Raw genomic sequence first — 16,816 nt, 5'->3', positions numbered from 1 at the left:
GCATGACACATTGGCGGGAAAGCAAAATCGAAGGCCATGACGTCTGGATTGGCGAATCAGCACTGCTCTCGGTTTGTATAGTGCCGGGGCTGGGGGCCAAAGCGGTGTCGCTACGGAACACCCGGACCGGACGGGAATGGCTATGGCGGAGTGGAAAAGCACTTGGGAATGAGGGATATGGTTCCCCCTTCCCGAATGGGGATGAGAGCGGCTGGGATGAGATGTTTCCCTGCATCGATCCCTGTGAGTATCCGCTGGAGCCTTGGCAAGGCAGGACCATCCCGGATCATGGGGAGGTCTGGTCTCTTCCGTGGGAAGCACATGGCACAGGAACCGGCCTGCACTGTCAGGTCAAAGGGGAACAGTTTCCATACCTGCTGGAGAAGACGTATTCCTTCACAGCGGATGGCACACTGCGGATAGACTATGCCGTCACGAACACATCCGCTGCACCGTTCACTTTCCTCTGGGCGGCCCATCCGCTGCTGGAGGTACATGCGGGCATGAAGCTGCATGTGCCGAATGGTCTCGATGAGATCGAGATTTCCTATTCGGCAGAGGAAAGGCTCGGCGTCTTCGGGGACAGACAGCCTTGGCCTCTGGCCCCTAGCTCTGACGGAACCGTCGATTTGAGTGTGACGGAGCCTAATGGGGGACGATTTGCCGAGAAATATTATTTCACCGGCAAGGCAGAGAGAGGATTCGCAGCGGTTAGCGATCCTGCGACCGGAGAGTCCATCACGTTCAGCTACCCTGCTGAACAGGTTCCTTACCTGGCCGTATGGGCCAATTACGGCGGATTTGGTGGCAATTATCAGCTTGCGCTGGAACCGGCCACCGGACGGATGGATCATCTCGGAGAGGCCGTGCGGCGGAACGAAGTGGCCATTGTTGCTGGCGGCGAAGTGTACCGCTGGCACCTTGAGGTGAGCCTTGTTTAAACTGGGAAATTTAATATAATAGGACAGAATAAAAGAAAAAAACAAATAGCGAGAAGAAATGAAGGGGAAGGTTTGGAACTGTAGGAGCGGAAACGTTCGCCTAAAGCTTTTCTATGGAAAGTTAGCATCGGAAGCGTATGCCTAAAAGCTTTCCATAGGAAAGTTAGCATCGGAAGCGTATGCCTAAAAGCTTTCCATAAGAAAGTTAGCATCGGAAGCGTATGCCTAAAAGCTTTCCATAGGAAAGTTAGCATCGGAAGCGTATGCCTAAAAGCTTTCTGTAGAAAAGCTAGCATCGGAAGCGTATGCCTAAAAGCTTTCTGTAGAAAAGCTAGCATCGGAAGCGTCCGCCTGAAAGCTTTCTGTAGGAAAGCTAGCATCCGAACATAGACTGTCAGCAGCAAGACGATAATCCATGGCTGTTCAAATCCAGTGCTGTCACTAGAGGCGATAAATTCCCGTTCACCAGTCGCCTTAACAGTGAACGAGAGGGCCAACTTCCCAACTAAGAGCATTTTTGTACCTTATTTTTCTTTAATATGGACGAATAAGGTAAATAAGTGCATTATTGCACCTTAATTTCCGAAAAAAACACGCTGGACGGGTATTCTGGAAGAATTAAGGTACGAAAATGCACTTAATCTCCATTAACCCTTAGATGTAGAGGATTTAAGGTACAAAAATGCCGTTAATTACACTTTGCTCCTTTTTAAATAAGCTCTCTTTTTTCTCGGCAATGTTTGTTTTTAATGCGTTCTATATAGCGAGAAGCAATGAAAGGGAAGGTTTGGAACTGTAGGAGCGGAAGCGCATGCCTGAAAGCTTTCCATAGGAAAAGCTAGCATGGGAGCGCATGCCTGGAAGCTTTCCTTAGGAGAAGCTGGCATCGGGAGCGCATGCCTGGAAGCTTTCCATAGGAGAAGCTCGCACCCGTAAGCATAAACTTACTGGGTTTCAACCGCTAGAAGCGGTTTATAAAGAAGAAATCTGGGGACAACAGCGGCCGAAAGTCCAAACATTTACCGTAGTGACGATCGCGCCTTACGTTCGGATCTGACGTTCCGATCTTACGTTCGGATCTACGTTCCGATCTTACGTTCAGCTCTGAAGTTCGGATCTTATATTCCGATCTAAAGTTCGTCTTATATAATAGGAAAGAATAGAAGAAAAAGCTCAATTTATACAGCAGGAGGAACACAGGGATGATCAGATGGCTGTTTATGAACCGGAGCATCCGGACCAAAATCGTATGGAGCAATATGGTGATTTCCCTCGTCCCCCTGCTGATTTTGTCCTATCTGTTCTACCAGACAAGCACCAGTTCGCTGGAGCAGGCGATGATTCGCAGCTCTGACCAGAATGCTGAATATGTGTCGGATAATCTGGATCAGTATTTTCGTAATCTATCGACCTCGGCACTCCAGGTTTACGGCTTCAAGCGGGTCATTGACCTGATGGAGAATGGAACGAACTATAGTGATGCTAACATTATGGACATCAGGGAGTCGCTGGCGGGATACTATCGACTTGTGGTCAGCAATAATGCTGATATTATCAAGATTACCGTGCTTGGAAGTGATAACACCGTTCAGGACAGCTGGTCCAGAGCCGATAGCTACAATGTCATTGCCCTGAACGATCAGGTTCCCCATTATCGGGAGATTCCTGATCTGCCTTTTCAGCACTCCCTGATGTTCACTTATACGGATCCTGTGATTGAGCAGGATCTTTTTGTGTATGCGATGACCATATACGATCCGTTCTATAAGAAGAAGTTCGGCTCCTTGCTCTTTTATGTGAAGGGCAAAGACTTCTATAAGAAAATGGAAAAGTATAATCGCGCGCCGAATGTGATCGTTTTGCAGAATGAGCGTGGAGAGACCTTTTACCGAACCAGTGATGCTTATGCCGGGGAGGTCAAGCCCTACATCCGTCCGGAGCGGATGATCGACAGCCATGCACACCAGCTGCATTTTTCGCAAAACCGTGAATTGCTGACCAGCACTTCCTACCTGGATCATGCCAACGTCGGGCTGAGCATCCTTTATCCTAGTACAGAGCTGGCCGATAACCGTAGGAACACGCTGCGAATTACTATCATTGTACTTGTACTGGTCATGCTCGTCATTGCAGGTTTCTCTCTGCTGGCACAGCAGTTCATCACGAGACCGATTCAATATCTCGGCAAAGCGATGCGCGCCGTCCGGAGAGGGAAATTCAACACCACACTGAAGCCCAATCGCTGGCATGATGATTTGTCAGAGCTGATGGCGAACTTTAACTTCATGACAGAGAAGATTCAGGAACTGATCGAGAAGGAGTATAAAATGCAGCTGCGGAACAAGGAAGCCCAGTTTCTGGCGCTGCAAATGCAGATTAATCCGCATTTTCTGTATAACACATTGCAGACGATCGGTGGCAAAGCGGTGCTGATCGGGGATTATGAGATTCATGAGATGTGCCGTGCCCTTGGGGATATGTTCCGCTACAGCTTCTATGAAGGCAATATGGAATCGACATTGGGTCAAGAACTGGCACACCTGAACAACTATTTGTACATCCAGCAGCTGCGATTCGAGGAATCGCTAAAGACGGAGTTTGAGGTGCAGTCGGAACTGATGGATTGCTCGATGATTCGTTTTATGCTCCAGCCGATCATGGAGAATACCACCATGCATGCCTTGGGCCAAGAGGATCATCATCGACTGTTGATCAGTGTGACTGCGGTGCGGGAGGGGGAGGATGTGCTGATTGTCATCCGCGATAACGGGACGGGTATGACGGAAGAGAAGCTGGCTGAGCTGCAAGCTGCACTTGCCAATCCTGTTACGGAAGTGTTCTCGGGTGTATCCATTGGACTGAGGAATGTCCATGAGCGGATTCGGATATTCTATGGCCCCCCTTACGGTCTTACGGTGGATAGCAGGCTAGGTGAGGGAACGACGGTGAAGATCACGATTCCATATAGAAAAGCGGGGGCTAAGCATGTATAAAGTGATGGTCGTAGACGATGAACTATGGGGCCGCAGGGCGATCAGCAAGATGATCAGCGAACTGAATCTGGATGCCCGGGTCATCGCAGAAGCTAGACATGGGGAAGAGGCACTTAAGCTGATCGGTGTCAGTAAGCCGCATATTGTGGTTACCGACATGAACATGCCAGTTATGGATGGACTGCAATTTCTGGAGCATCTTCATGAGCATCACAGTGATATCCGGGTGATTGTGATCAGCGGGTATTCCCAGTTCGAGTACTTGCGGGCGGCTATTCGTTATCAGGCCTGTGAGTATTTGCTCAAGCCGGTGTCTCTCGGCGATCTGCGCAGCGCGATGATCAAGGCGGCGGAACTTAGCCGCACATACAGGAGTCTTCAGCAGCAGAAAAAAGAAGCCGTGGATTTGCTCAAGCTGAAGCGGAGCGCTTTTCTGCAAAATGTCACCGGAGAAAGGATCACCAATCCATCAGACATCCTTAAGCATCAGGAGGAATTGCAGATTCCTCTTGGGATGGAGCATTCCCGGCTGGTAGTGATGATGTTCCGGCAGTTTCAGGAGACAGCCCGTACCCGATTTCACGGCAATGCCGATCTGCTGATGTTCAGCATTGAGAACATTTTGCATGAGCTACTCCAGGATGAACTGGCACTGGTCTACAAATCAGATGATCGATTGCGGATTTGTCTAGTACTGAAGGAATCGCTATCGGACGAGGCGCAGGGGCCTACCTGGTTATCGGAGTTCCACAGGGCTGTTCACCGGATGCTGAAGCTGGAGGTTTGTGCCGGACTTAGTCCGTCTTTCAGTGAGCTGGCGGAGTTACCGCATATGTTCCGTGCTGCGAATAAAGCCATCGGGGGAGCCCGGTTGCATGATTCCGGGTGCAGCCTGTACCTGGCAGAGGATCACGCCGAGGTCCAGAACGTCGGTCTTCTAACTTCCTTTGATTTGCAGGCTCTCCGGCAAGCGGTGGCCTCTGGTAATGTGAAGGAGGTCCGGGAGCTACTGCAGATTTATTTGACAAAGGTGGCTGGAAACGGAGTTATCACGGTTAGTGAGGTTCAGCAGGAGCTGGTGCGGATCATGGATGTGGCGGTCTCGGAGCTGAAGTTAATGGCATCGGCTCGTCCTACGGTTTTTGATCCCCAGTACATCACAGGTATTATGGATAGCACAGAGGTCACCTTGCTGCTGGGACGCTGGCTGGAGGCGATTGAGGAATACAGTACGGACCGTAACGAATCCGAATCGATCCAGATGATTCAGAGCATCGCGGATTTTTTGGATGCCCATTACTTTGAAGATATTAGTCTGATTGATGTTGCAACAAGGTTTCACATGGACCCGAGCTATCTAAGCAAGCTGTTCAAGACGGTGACCGCGGAGAATTTTATCGAATATCTGACCCGTAGACGGATGGAGAAGGCGTGTGAGCTGCTGCGTGCTTCTGACCGGAAGATCAGCGATATCTCTGAGCTAGTGGGTTACGAGAATCAGCGTTATTTTAGCCAAGTGTTCAAAAAAAGCACAGGACAGACACCCTCGGAATATCGGGACAGCCATCTCCAGCAGAACTGATTACAAAAAATTGAACATTCGTTGCACCATTTATTTTATTACGATTGCTCCCGGAAGCAGGTAGGATAAAAGCAGGACATAAAAGAGCTAGCGTCCAACGCTTGAACTAGATGAAGGGGGAATTACGTTGAAAAAATGGATGTCCATCAGTCTTGGTGTCATGCTGCTGAGTACCTTGCTATCCGCTTGTGGTGGAGGAAATAACACGCCGTCTGCTGGCGGGAATGCCGAAGGCGCTCCTAGCAGTGGGGGCAATAAGTCGTCTGAACAACCGGTGACAATTAAGTTTATGCACTTCAAGAGCGATTTTACCGATCAAATTGCCAAGATTGTAGAGCAGTTCGAGAGCGAAAATCCTAATATCAAGGTCGAAATACAGCCAGTCAAATACGATGATTACTATACCCTGCTTAAAACCAAGCTGGCAGGCGGTGACGTCATTGACGTCTTTACGCTAAATGCTGGTTTCAATACGCAGCTCTTTGCGGATGGCGGTTATCTGACAGATCTTACGGGCCAGCCTTTTTTGAACAACTTTGATGAAAGCGTAGTCAAAGGCCAGGCGACAGGTGGCAAGAATTACGTGATGCCGCTGAACGCGAACCCGATTGCAGTGTTCTATAACAAAAAAATCTTCAAGGATCTGGGCCTTGAGGTTCCGAGAACCTATGATGCTCTGATCGCAGCCGCTGAGAAGATCAAAGCAGAGGGTAAAACTCCGTTCGCCCTCGGCTGGAAAGACGGATGGACGATGACCATGTGGAATACCCGCGATCTGCCGAGCAACAGTGCCTTGGTAGAAGGTCAGCCAGACTTCTTCGAGAAGATAGAGAAAGGTCAGGCGAAGTTCGCGGACAATCCTGCGGTAAAAACAACAATAGAGCATGCCGCGAAGCTGTTTGAGCTCGGTAACAAGGATCAACTTGGTGTGGATTATAACGGCGCTGTCGATCTTTTTGCCAAAGGAAATGTCGGTATGATGTATATGGGCACTTGGCCACTCCCGGATATCGAGAAAAAGAATCCTGATCTGTACAACAATGACTTGGGCTACTTCCCGTATCCCTTCAGCAACGATGAGAGTCTGAACAAGTTGGACTTTAACGCAGACGCGTCACTGGCTATCGGCAGCAAGACCGAGCACAAGGAAGCTGCGCTTAAATTCCTGGAATTCATGTCCAGCAAAGAGGGCGGGGATGCCTGGGTAGAGAACATCAAATCCTTAAGCTATGTTAAGGGAACTTCTACCGATATTGCCCCGGCCATCAAGGATTTGCAATCGTACTTCGATAATGGTCAGACCTATGATTCCCAGCTTTATTTGGCGAAGACGACGATTGACTGGCGGGCTCCATTCGATCAGAATCTGCAAAATCTGTTCTTTAAGAAAGTCACACCGGATCAGATTATTTCCAATATGGACGACTGGTTGAGCAAGAACCATAAATAGCGCTCAGTAGACAAAGAAACGTGGGGGAAGGCACAGAGACATGTGCTGTGCTTTCCGCCTGCGTGAAGAAAGGATATGAGACTTATGGGGAATCTCCAGCGGGCCATTCGGAAAGAGATGTGGTACCTTCTTTTTATTGTGCCGGGCATTTGTCTGTTTATTATGGCGGTTGTCATTCCGCTGATTATGGGAGCGCGATACTCCTTCACGAACTGGGATGGCGTGTCCAATAAGTTCGCTTTTATCGGCTGGGCTAATTATGTAAAAGCGTATCAGGACCCCGGCTTCTGGGCGGCCCTTGGCAATACAGCCAAATACGCGCTCATACTGACGCTGCTTGTGAATGTGTTCTCTCTGTTGCTTGCGCTGGTGCTGGATGCTTTTCTGCCGCTGCGCAATGTATTTCGGACGATCTTTTTTCTGCCGAGTGTGATTTCGATCGTTCTGTCGGGGTTTATCTGGAGCTATAACTACAGCACGGGGATTCCCCAACTGCTGAGCCACTTCGGACTGGATGTCACAAGTCCACTCGGCAATCCTGATTATGCCTTGTTCGGGTTGATTCTTGTGGCGCTGTGGCAGGGGATTGGCTCGCCGATGATCATCTATATTGCCGGTCTGCAAGGCATCCCACAGGAACTCAGCGAAAGCGCCAAGATTGACGGTGCAGGGGTGTGGAAGTCCTTCCGTCATATCACCTTCCCTTTGCTTGCTCCTTCAGTTACCATTAATTTGCTTCTGGTGCTAACCGGGTCGCTGAAGGTATTTGATCTGGTCTTTGTAACTACGAACGGGGGTCCCGGCTTCGCCACTGAGGTCGTGTCCACATATATCTACAGAACGTCCTTCTCTTCCTTCCAGGGCGGATACGGGATGGCGTTGTCCATGATGTTCTTCCTGATCTTGGTGATCGTTACGGTTGTGCAAATGTCCATTTCCCGCAGACGGGAGGTGGAGATGTAATGAAAAAGACGCGAATTGCGGTCTTTGTACTAGTTTTGGTATTGGCGTTGATTTTTTTGTTTCCTTTATATATTGCGGTATTGATGTCGGTCAAAACGGCCAAGCAAACCTTTGATTCTTTTTATGCTCTGCCGTCCAGCCTTGACTTTTCTAATTATCTACACGCTTGGCAAACTTCGAAATTCCCGGTGGCGATTAGCAACAGTCTTATCATCACGGGCTTATCTGTGGTGCTGATTGTGCTGGTATCTGCCTTAGCTGGTTATTCGATCGCAAGAAGGAATAAGCCTCTTTATAACATCATATTTCTGCTGTTTCTCTCGGGAATGATGATTCCGTTTCAGGTGACGATGCTACCCTTGTATAAGCTTGGAAAAACCTTGAACATGCTCAATACGCATTGGGGTATTATCCTGATCTACGGTGGCTTTGGGATCCAGATGGGTGTGCTGTTCTATACAGCTTTTATCAAGCAAATCTCGCGGGAAATCGAAGAAGCGGCGACCATTGACGGCTGCTCTACGCCGGGAATCTTCTTTCGGGTGATCCTTCCCTTGTTAAAGCCGGTGACGGCAACGGTAGTTGTGTTGAACGCTTTGTACATCTGGAATGATTTCCTGCTGCCTTTGCTTTATTTGCAGGATAATCAATATCGGACCATTCCGCTACAGCAGTATTTCTTCTTCGGTCAATACAGCAGTGATCTGAACCTGGCGTTCGCTTATGCCGTTATGGGGATGATCCCGGTCATCGTCTTCTTCCTGCTGATGCAGAAATTTATCATTAAGGGGATCGCTGCGGGTGCAGTTAAAGGATAACCTGATAAGTGAATGGAGTGTTTTACGTTGGCGATTCAGTATTTGGAACAGGAACGAATTTTTGAAATCCGGATGAAGCAATCCTCTTATATCTTGGGCATTAATGAAAAAGGTAATGTACAGCACCTGTACTGGGGCGAGCCAGTAGAGGCCCGGGACTGCGTGGGCCTGCTTGCCCTGCGCACCCACAGCTCCTTCGACGCCGATTTGAACGGCGAAATGGAGGAGTACGGTGGCTGGGGAGGCACCAGCTATACCGAGCCTTGCCTGAAAGTGAAATTCGGCGATAGTGTCCGTGACCTGAAGCTGCAATACAGTGGGCATGAGATTGTCAGCGACAATGAACTGGTGATCATTCTGACCGATGCCTATTATTCGTTGCGGGTGGAGGTCTGCTATAAGGCAGTTGTTCAACATGATCTGGTCGAAAGAGTTGTGAAGGTCAAGAATGAAGAAGATCTGCCTGTAAGTATTAACCAGGTCATGGCTGCGGCGTGGTCGATCCCAGTATTGCCTGCTTACCGGATGACCCATGTCACAGGCCGCTGGTCCGGAGAATACCAGCTCCGTTCCCAGCCGCTAACCGAGGGCAAGAAGGTACTGGAATCCAGAAGAGGATTCACTGGACCGCATGCCAATCCGTGGTTCGCGATTGATGGTGGCCAAGCGAACGAGACCCAAGGCAAGGTCTGGTTCGGCGCCTTGGGTTGGAGCGGCAACTGGAAGATTGTCGCAGAGAAGTCCAGCTTCGGTCGACTGCGTATCGTCGGCGGGATCAATGATTTTGACAGCTCGTTCCTACTGGCGCCGGGAGAGAGCTACACCTCGCCGGTCTTTACAGGGGGGTTCGTTGCGAACGGATTCGGACAAATGAGCCGTAATCTGCATCGCTACCAAAGCGAATGCATTCTTCCTGGGTCGCGGATCAGAAGGGTGCTTTACAACTCTTGGGAAGCGACGGAGTTCGCTGTAACTGCCGAAGGCCAAACGGTACTGGCCCGGCAGGCGGCCCGAATGGGCACAGAGCTGTTCGTCGTGGATGACGGCTGGTTCGGTGGCCGGAACAGTGACCGGGCAGGTCTCGGAGATTGGACTGTGAACCCGGAGAAGTTCCCGCTTGGCCTACAGGACCTAATTGATGAAGTGAAAGGGCTGGGTATGGATTTCGGACTATGGGTAGAGCCGGAATCCGTCAACCCGGACAGCGATCTTTACCGACAGCATCCGGATTGGGTCTATCAGTTCCCGAACCGTGAAGGGACATTGCTCCGCAATCAGCTGCTATTGAATCTGGGCATGCCGGAGGTTAAAGCTTTCGTGCTTGATTTTATGACCGAGCTGCTGAGCAGCTACGACATTTCCTTCATTAAATGGGATATGAACCGCACGATCACAGAGCCAGGGGTGCTGCCGCTGAAAGAGCATGAGGGCCAATCCGTATGGATCAAGCATGTGGATCACCTGTATGAGATTTGGGCTGAGCTGAGACGCCGCTTCCCACAGGTGGAATTCGAGACCTGCGCTGGTGGTGGTGCACGGATCGACCATGGCATTCTGCGCTTCGCTGACCAAGCCTGGATCAGCGACAATACAGATGCCCGCGACCGCTTGACCATCCAGGAGGGCTTCACTTATGCCTATAGCCCATCCGTCATGATGTGCTGGGTGACCGAATCACCGCATGGCATGAACGGCAGAAATCTGCCGCTCTCGTTCCGCTTCCACAGTGCTATGATGGGCGGCCTTGGCATCGGAGCTAATATCGGCAACTGGTCCGATGAGGAAATTTCAGAAGCCGGGCGGTATGTGCAGCTGTATAAAGACATTCGCCATATCATCACAGAGGGAAGTCTGTACCGGCTATCCTCATTCCGTGAAGGCGATATTGCAGCCAGCCAGTACATCAGCCATGACGGACAGGAGAGCGTGGTCTTCGCCTTCCAGCAGGCCCAGTATTTCGGTTCCGCGGAGAAAAGACTGCCCCTGCAAGGGCTTGACCCGAACGCCGTATATCTCGTACAAGATGAGAAGGGCGAAGCCGGTATGACATGGCATGGCTCCAGCCTGATGAACCTTGGACTGCCGCTGACCTTGCAAGGCGATTATGCCAGTCAGTTGTTCCGCTTGACGCGCCAGTCGTAACGGATAGATATTTGGTAAAAGCATGGACAGCTCAGCTGGCAAAATCGTTGCCGTCAGCAGTTTCGAAAAAAGAAGCGTCTCCCGATTCTTGATCGGGGGACGCTTCTTTGCGTTATAGTGGTCGGTTTCCTGACCGGATTAACAGTTGCTATATTACAAGTTGTGATCTAGTCCATCCACTGGCTGAGAGATAACTGATTACATCTGAATGCTGGATTTCTGTAGATTGCGGGAGGTCCAATAGCTGTTCGATTGTCGGGTGAATTGAAGGGCAGGAGAAGTGTACCTAGGTTTCTCAATTGTACCTTTCGGCCAAGGAGGGAACACGGTAAGATCGAAACATAGAAAGCGCTAACAATACAAAGCGCAATTGTTCAGTCGGCAGGGGAGGGGTAGAGTTGTTACATAAAGCGCAGCAGTTGATTCCGGAAAGCGAACTGTGGACATGAGGTAGACCAATTTTTTTTGAAAAGAACATACTGCTGCTTATCCTATCGTACTTATGTATCGCAAATCGCAAATCTATCCGTAACTATTGTAACGAACTAAACCCAGCCTGTTATCCCAATACATAACGCCAGCTTGGGTAGATAATCTATCAACCGTGAAGGAATGAATAAAAGATGGCCAAGAATGCAAAGACAAAATCGGGATTTCCTTATGTTTTTACAGTAATTGCAATTAGCGTGCTTATTCTTGCCGGAGCGCTAATATTTCTGAAAGGCTCGGGCACAAGCTCCGATCTGAAGGGGCTGCCTAACTACACGGAAATCAAAGGGGATTATGACGCAAAAGGTCTGAAATATGAGAAGCAGCCCCATCTGGGCAGCCCGGACGCCAAGGTCAAAGTCATTGAATTTGCGGACTTTAAGTGCCCGGCGTGTAAAAAGTGGAAGCAGATGTATTTTGAACGTTTTCAACAAGAGTTTATCGAGACCGGCAAGGTGGAGTTTTTCTTCATAAACTATGCTTTTATTGATCGTGATTCCATTATGGCCGCCAGTGCAGGGGAAGCCATTGCTGCCCAGAACAACGATAAATTTTGGGAGTTCATGAGCAAGCTTTATGACCACCAGGGCGATGAGACCCAGATTTGGGCAACCCCCAAGTTTTTGAAGGATTTCGTTAAGGAGAACATCAGCGGTATCGATTATGACCGGTTTGCCAAGGACCTGGATGATCATACGTATATGCTTCCGGTAAAAGAAGACTTCAAAACAGGAGCGAACTACGGCGTGAATGGAACTCCACAGTTTATGGTGAATGGCAAGCTGTTGCAGGGTGCTTCCTATGAGCAACTGGCAGCGGCTATTGAAGCGGAGCTTGCCGGGGCACGTTAAAAGAATAAGATTCATCACAAAGTTGGAATTAAGGATATAAGGGCATTATTGTGGTTTATCTTGGGGAAAACAAATTGCAGAGTATGATTTAGAAGAATTAATGTACAAAAATGCTCTTAATTGAATCATGCCCTTAGGTACAGCCGATTTAAGGTGCAAAAACGCAGTTATTTAGACTTCATAAGCGTATGGTGTAATTTTACTCTCACCTAAATTCAGCGGTTGACCTGCGAACAGCAAAGCGAAGGGATTATAGGGATTCTGAAGAAACAGAGAGCCCTTTGATCCATAGTTTCTGCACTTCAATGGTCGGCCGCTGTTTTTGTTTTAATCAAAATCCACGCCATCCCCGATTTTGCCCATTCTATTTCTCAAATCATCCATCCCCCTGGCTCAAAATCACCATCCAAATTCAGTTTTTGACCATATCGCCAGCCCTCCATATTCATTATTCTGTGGAAGAGATGCATCTCACCACCATAACCTAAAGTAGCGGAGGTCATGTAATGAAAAAATGGTTATCTTCTGTGCTGGTTCTCATGATGCTGGGGACGTCGCTGGCCGCGTGTTCTTCCAAAGAAGAGACGGCAACGAACAGCAAAAACACAGAGTCAACGAATGATACGGAAACAAGCAGTAAAGCAGTGACCTATCCCATCAAGACAGACAAGAAGCTCACCTATTGGGGAGAAATCAACGGCAACTTAATCGGGGTTGCAGCGACGCATGAAGATGTTCCTTTTTTTAGAGATTGGCAAAAGCAAACCGGAGTACCGCTTAAGTTTACCGCCCCGCCGACCGGACAGGTGAAGGAAGCACTGAACGTGATGCTGGCTTCCGGTGATTTGCCGGATATGATTGAATACAACTTTTTGGGCGACTTTCCAGGGGGGCCTGAGAAAGCGATTAATGATGGATACATTCTGAAGCTGAACGATCTTATTGACAAGCACGCCCCGAATCTGAAGAAATACTTACAGGACAATCCTGATGTGGACAAAATGGTGAAGACCGACAGCGGTAGCTATTATGCCTTCCCGTTTGTGCGGGGTGACGATTTCCTGCGGGTGTTCCAGGGACCCATTATCCGTCAGGACTGGCTGGATGAACTAGGTCTTCCGGTACCGGAAACTATCGACGACTGGACCAAGACACTAACGGCGTTCAAGGAGAAAAAAGGCGCCAAGGCTCCTTTTGCAGTCGTAAGCAAACCGCGTTTCTTCAATGAATCTGGTAACGGTGCTTTTCTGGGTGCCTTCGGCGTGACGCGTGGCTTCTATCAGGAGGATGGCAAGATTAAGTTTGGTCCTTCTGAAAGCGGATTCAAAGAATACCTGAAGCTGTTCCGTCAGTGGTATGCCGATGGCCTGATCGATAAGAATATAGCAACCGCTGATTCCAAGGCATTGGACGGCAACATGGCCTCCGGCGCAACCGGCGCATCTGTAGGTAACGCAGGCGGAGGGATTGGCAAATGGCAGCCGCTCGTGGAGGGCAATGACCCGAAAGCCGTGCTGGTCGCTGCACCATACCCGGTTTTGAACAAGGGAGAAACTCCGAAGTTCGGTCAAAAGCATCAAGCGTACGCTTCTGAAGGAACGGTCGCTATCTCGACTTCTGCTAAGGACCCTGTCCTGGCTGTAGAAATGCTGGATTACGGCTATAGCGAGGAAGGCCGACTGTTCTTTAACTTCGGGACAGAAGGCGTCAGCTATAACATGGAAGACGGTTATCCGAAATATACCGACCTGCTGATGAAAAATCCTGACAAGCTGGCTCCGGCACAAGCCATTTCGATGTATGCCCGCGGCAGCTATAACGGTCCATTCATTCAGGACAAACGGTATGCTGAGCAATTTTTTGCCCTGCAGACCCAGCGTGATGCAGTAGGCATTTGGAAGAACACAGATGCAGCCAAGTACAGCCTGCCACCGATCACACCGACACCAGAGGAAAGCTCCGAATACGCAACGATTATGAATGATATCAACACGCTGGTGGATGAGATGACGCTGAAGATTATTTTGGGTCAAGAGCCGATTGATAAGTACGAAAGCTATGTGGACAAAATGAATTCGCTGCATCTGGACCGCGCTATTGCTATTCAGCAGGCCGCACTGGATCGTTACAAAGCACGTTAAGGGAGGAAGACAGGACCAGAGGAGTAACGAAGTAGCGGAGAAGGCAAGGAGACGGGATGGCAGGAAGACAAGGAGACAAGGAGAGCAAGAGGGCACCCGCCCTCTCTCTCAATTTGGATTTGAGGTGAGACAACCCTATGGCAAAAACACAGACCGTACCGGGCAGCAAAACCATCCAGCCTGCGAAGGGCACCAGCCGCTTTGCCCGGGATTTTAAACTCAACAAATATCTGTATCTTATGATGATCCCTGTGATCGCCTATTATCTGATCTTCCACTATGCCCCGATGTACGGGGCGCTCATCGCCTTCAAGGAATATTCCCCTATGAAGGGGATTCTGGGCAGCGACTGGGTCGGACTAAAGCATTTTCAAGATTTTTTCAACAGCTATTATTTCTGGCGGATATTGAAAAATACAATCGTCATCAGCCTGTATTCGCTGATCTTTGAGTTTCCCGCACCCATCATCCTGGCGCTTCTGATCAACGAGGTGCGCAGCAAATCCTTCAAGCGGGTAGCGCAGACGATTACCTATATGCCTTATTTTATTTCACTTGTGGTCATTTGCGGGATTATTACCGACTTCACGAATGCAGATGGCATTATCAACACTTTGTTCACTTATTTTGGCTATGACGGCCAGGCCATGCTGCAAAAGCCGGAGCTGTTCCGTCCCATCTATATCCTGTCAGAGATCTGGCAGCGGATCGGCTGGGAGTCGATTATTTATATTGCAGCGCTAATGAGCATCGATGTGGAGCAATACGAAGCGGCCCGTATGGACGGTGCCAGCCGGCTGAAGCAGATGTTTTACATCACATTGCCAGGGATTTTACCTACCATCTCTATCATGCTTATTCTGCGAATGGGGAACCTGCTCAATGTCGGCTTCGAAAAAATCATTCTGCTCTACAACCCGATCACATACGAGACAGCCGATGTTATATCATCCTTTGTCTACCGGAAGGGTCTACTTGAATTCGGCTGGAGCTACAGCTCTGCCGTAGGTTTGTTTAATTCAGTAATCAATCTGGCGCTGCTGGTTACTGCGAATTATGTAAGTCGCAAAGTGAACAAAAACAGCTTGTGGTGAGGTGAAACCCATGAAGGAAGAAAGCTCTGTTTTCGATAAAATTTTTTATGCCGGCATCTATGTGTTTCTGACATTTCTTGTTGTGGTCACACTGTACCCGTTGCTGTATGTGCTGTTCGCTTCCTTTAGCGACTCCGGTCAGCTGATGGTACATAAGGGTATTCTGTGGCGGCCGCTCGGTATTAATTTTGATGCTTATAAAAGCGTGCTGGCCAACTCCGGCATCCTGACCGGGTACCGCAATACGATGTTCATCGTGGTAGCCGGCCTTGCCGTTAACCTCGTGATGACAGCGTTGGGCGCCTATGTGCTCTCCCGCAAAAACGTGCTGTGGAATAATGCCTTCATGGTGCTGATTATTTTTACGATGTTTTTTAATGGCGGACTGATTCCATTGTATCTTGTCGTCAAAGGGGTGGGGCTGCTAGATTCGCTGTGGTCGACCATCATTCCTTTTGCGATCAGCACGTTCAATTTGATCATTATGCGTACAGCCTTTATGGGCATTCCGGACAGTTTGGAGGAGTCGGCGAAAATCGACGGGGCGAACCATTTCACCATACTGTTCCGGATTATCATTCCTCTCTCCATGCCGGTCATCGCTGTGATGATTCTGTATTATGCGGTAGATAAATGGAATGGCTGGTTCTATGCCTCTGTATTTATCAAGAGCCGGGAGCTGTATCCGCTGCAGCTGGTACTTCGCGAGATTCTGATCGCCAACTCCACAGACAGCATGTCCGCCGGAGCCAGCGCCGGAGATCGTCAGCAGATCGGTGAGACGATCAAATACGCGACAATTATGGTAGCTACGATCCCGATTCTGTGTGTATATCCGTTCGTGCAGCGCTTTTTCGTCAAGGGTGTCATGGTAGGTTCGTTGAAAGGGTGAGCGGAGGCGGGGAGTTGGCGATAGTAAAGTGGGATAGGCAAGTAAGGGTAGGCAAGGTAAGGAAAGAGCGGAGAGGAAGGTAGGGAAGTAGCTTCGAAGCTCCGAAGCTACTCGAACAGCGCCCAAGTTACTCAAGGTGTTCCGAAGCTACTTGATCAGCGCCTAAACTACTCGATCTTCGCCTGAGTTACTCAAGTTGCTCTGAAGCTACTTGATCAGCGTCCAAGTTACTCAAGCTGCTCTGAAGCTACGATCAGTGCCCAAGTTACTCAAGCTGCTCCTAGGCTACTCCGATGTAAATAAAGGCATTTTTGTACCTTAATTGTGTTGAAATGGATGATTTGAGCAAAATAAGTGCATTTTTGGACCTCTGTCAAGAAAGTGGACAGTCACGCAACGGATTTTTTAGTAAATTGCTGTGCAAAGCGAGCGGGAGAGAGATACCCTAGCGCACCGTGCA

Annotated in this window: 11 protein-coding genes; all 11 read left to right on the top strand. The window is 49.3% G+C overall.

Going from position 1 to position 16,816, the window contains the following annotated elements:
• Positions 1–2: 2 nt before the first annotated feature.
• Complete coding sequence (locus ACFORK_RS16080; protein WP_379200653.1) at positions 3–941, top strand: aldose epimerase family protein; 939 nt, start codon at positions 3–5, stop codon at positions 939–941.
• 1,202 nt (positions 942–2,143) lie between these two features.
• Entirely contained in the window at positions 2,144–3,934 is a 1,791-nt protein-coding gene (locus tag ACFORK_RS16075) for a sensor histidine kinase (protein ID WP_379200651.1), read from the top strand.
• On the top strand, positions 3,927–5,516 hold the full coding sequence (locus ACFORK_RS16070) for a response regulator transcription factor (protein WP_379200649.1): 1,590 nt from the start codon (positions 3,927–3,929) through the stop codon (positions 5,514–5,516). Before ACFORK_RS16075 ends, ACFORK_RS16070 begins: the two co-directional genes overlap by 8 nt.
• A gap of 127 nt (positions 5,517–5,643) precedes the next feature.
• A complete protein-coding gene (locus tag ACFORK_RS16065) occupies positions 5,644–6,966 on the top strand; it encodes an ABC transporter substrate-binding protein (RefSeq protein ID WP_379200647.1) in 1,323 nt (440 codons plus the stop codon).
• Positions 6,967–7,050: 84 nt separating this feature from the next.
• Positions 7,051–7,929: a carbohydrate ABC transporter permease gene (locus ACFORK_RS16060; RefSeq protein WP_379200645.1), complete on the top strand. Its 879-nt coding sequence runs from the start codon at positions 7,051–7,053 to the stop codon at positions 7,927–7,929.
• Positions 7,929–8,747 (top strand): carbohydrate ABC transporter permease, encoded by an 819-nt coding sequence (locus ACFORK_RS16055; RefSeq protein ID WP_379200642.1) that lies wholly within the window; start codon positions 7,929–7,931, stop codon positions 8,745–8,747. Before ACFORK_RS16060 ends, ACFORK_RS16055 begins: the two co-directional genes overlap by 1 nt.
• 12 nt (positions 8,748–8,759) lie before the next feature.
• The gene (locus ACFORK_RS16050) at positions 8,760–10,889 is read left to right on the top strand and encodes an alpha-galactosidase (protein WP_379200640.1); all 2,130 of its coding nucleotides are present in this window, start codon (positions 8,760–8,762) and stop codon (positions 10,887–10,889) included.
• A gap of 623 nt (positions 10,890–11,512) precedes the next feature.
• Complete coding sequence (locus ACFORK_RS16045; protein ID WP_379200638.1) at positions 11,513–12,229, top strand: DsbA family protein; 717 nt, start codon at positions 11,513–11,515, stop codon at positions 12,227–12,229.
• A gap of 506 nt (positions 12,230–12,735) precedes the next feature.
• Positions 12,736–14,370 carry a type 2 periplasmic-binding domain-containing protein gene (locus tag ACFORK_RS16040; protein ID WP_379200636.1) on the top strand — a complete coding sequence of 545 codons (1,635 nt, stop codon included), beginning with the start codon at positions 12,736–12,738 and terminating at the stop codon, positions 14,368–14,370.
• A gap of 137 nt (positions 14,371–14,507) precedes the next feature.
• Positions 14,508–15,464, top strand: a complete 957-nt coding sequence (locus ACFORK_RS16035; protein ID WP_379200634.1) for an ABC transporter permease — start codon at positions 14,508–14,510, stop codon at positions 15,462–15,464.
• A gap of 10 nt (positions 15,465–15,474) precedes the next feature.
• Positions 15,475–16,356: a carbohydrate ABC transporter permease gene (locus ACFORK_RS16030; RefSeq protein WP_379200632.1), complete on the top strand. Its 882-nt coding sequence runs from the start codon at positions 15,475–15,477 to the stop codon at positions 16,354–16,356.
• Positions 16,357–16,816: the final 460 nt, after the last annotated feature.

The sequence above is a fragment of the Paenibacillus sp. GCM10012306 genome (assembly GCF_042649265.1).
Classification (GTDB): domain Bacteria; phylum Bacillota; class Bacilli; order Paenibacillales; family Paenibacillaceae; genus Paenibacillus_AQ.
The sequence above is the reverse complement of the archived record's forward strand: the minus strand, read 5'-3'. Positions and strand labels throughout refer to the sequence as shown.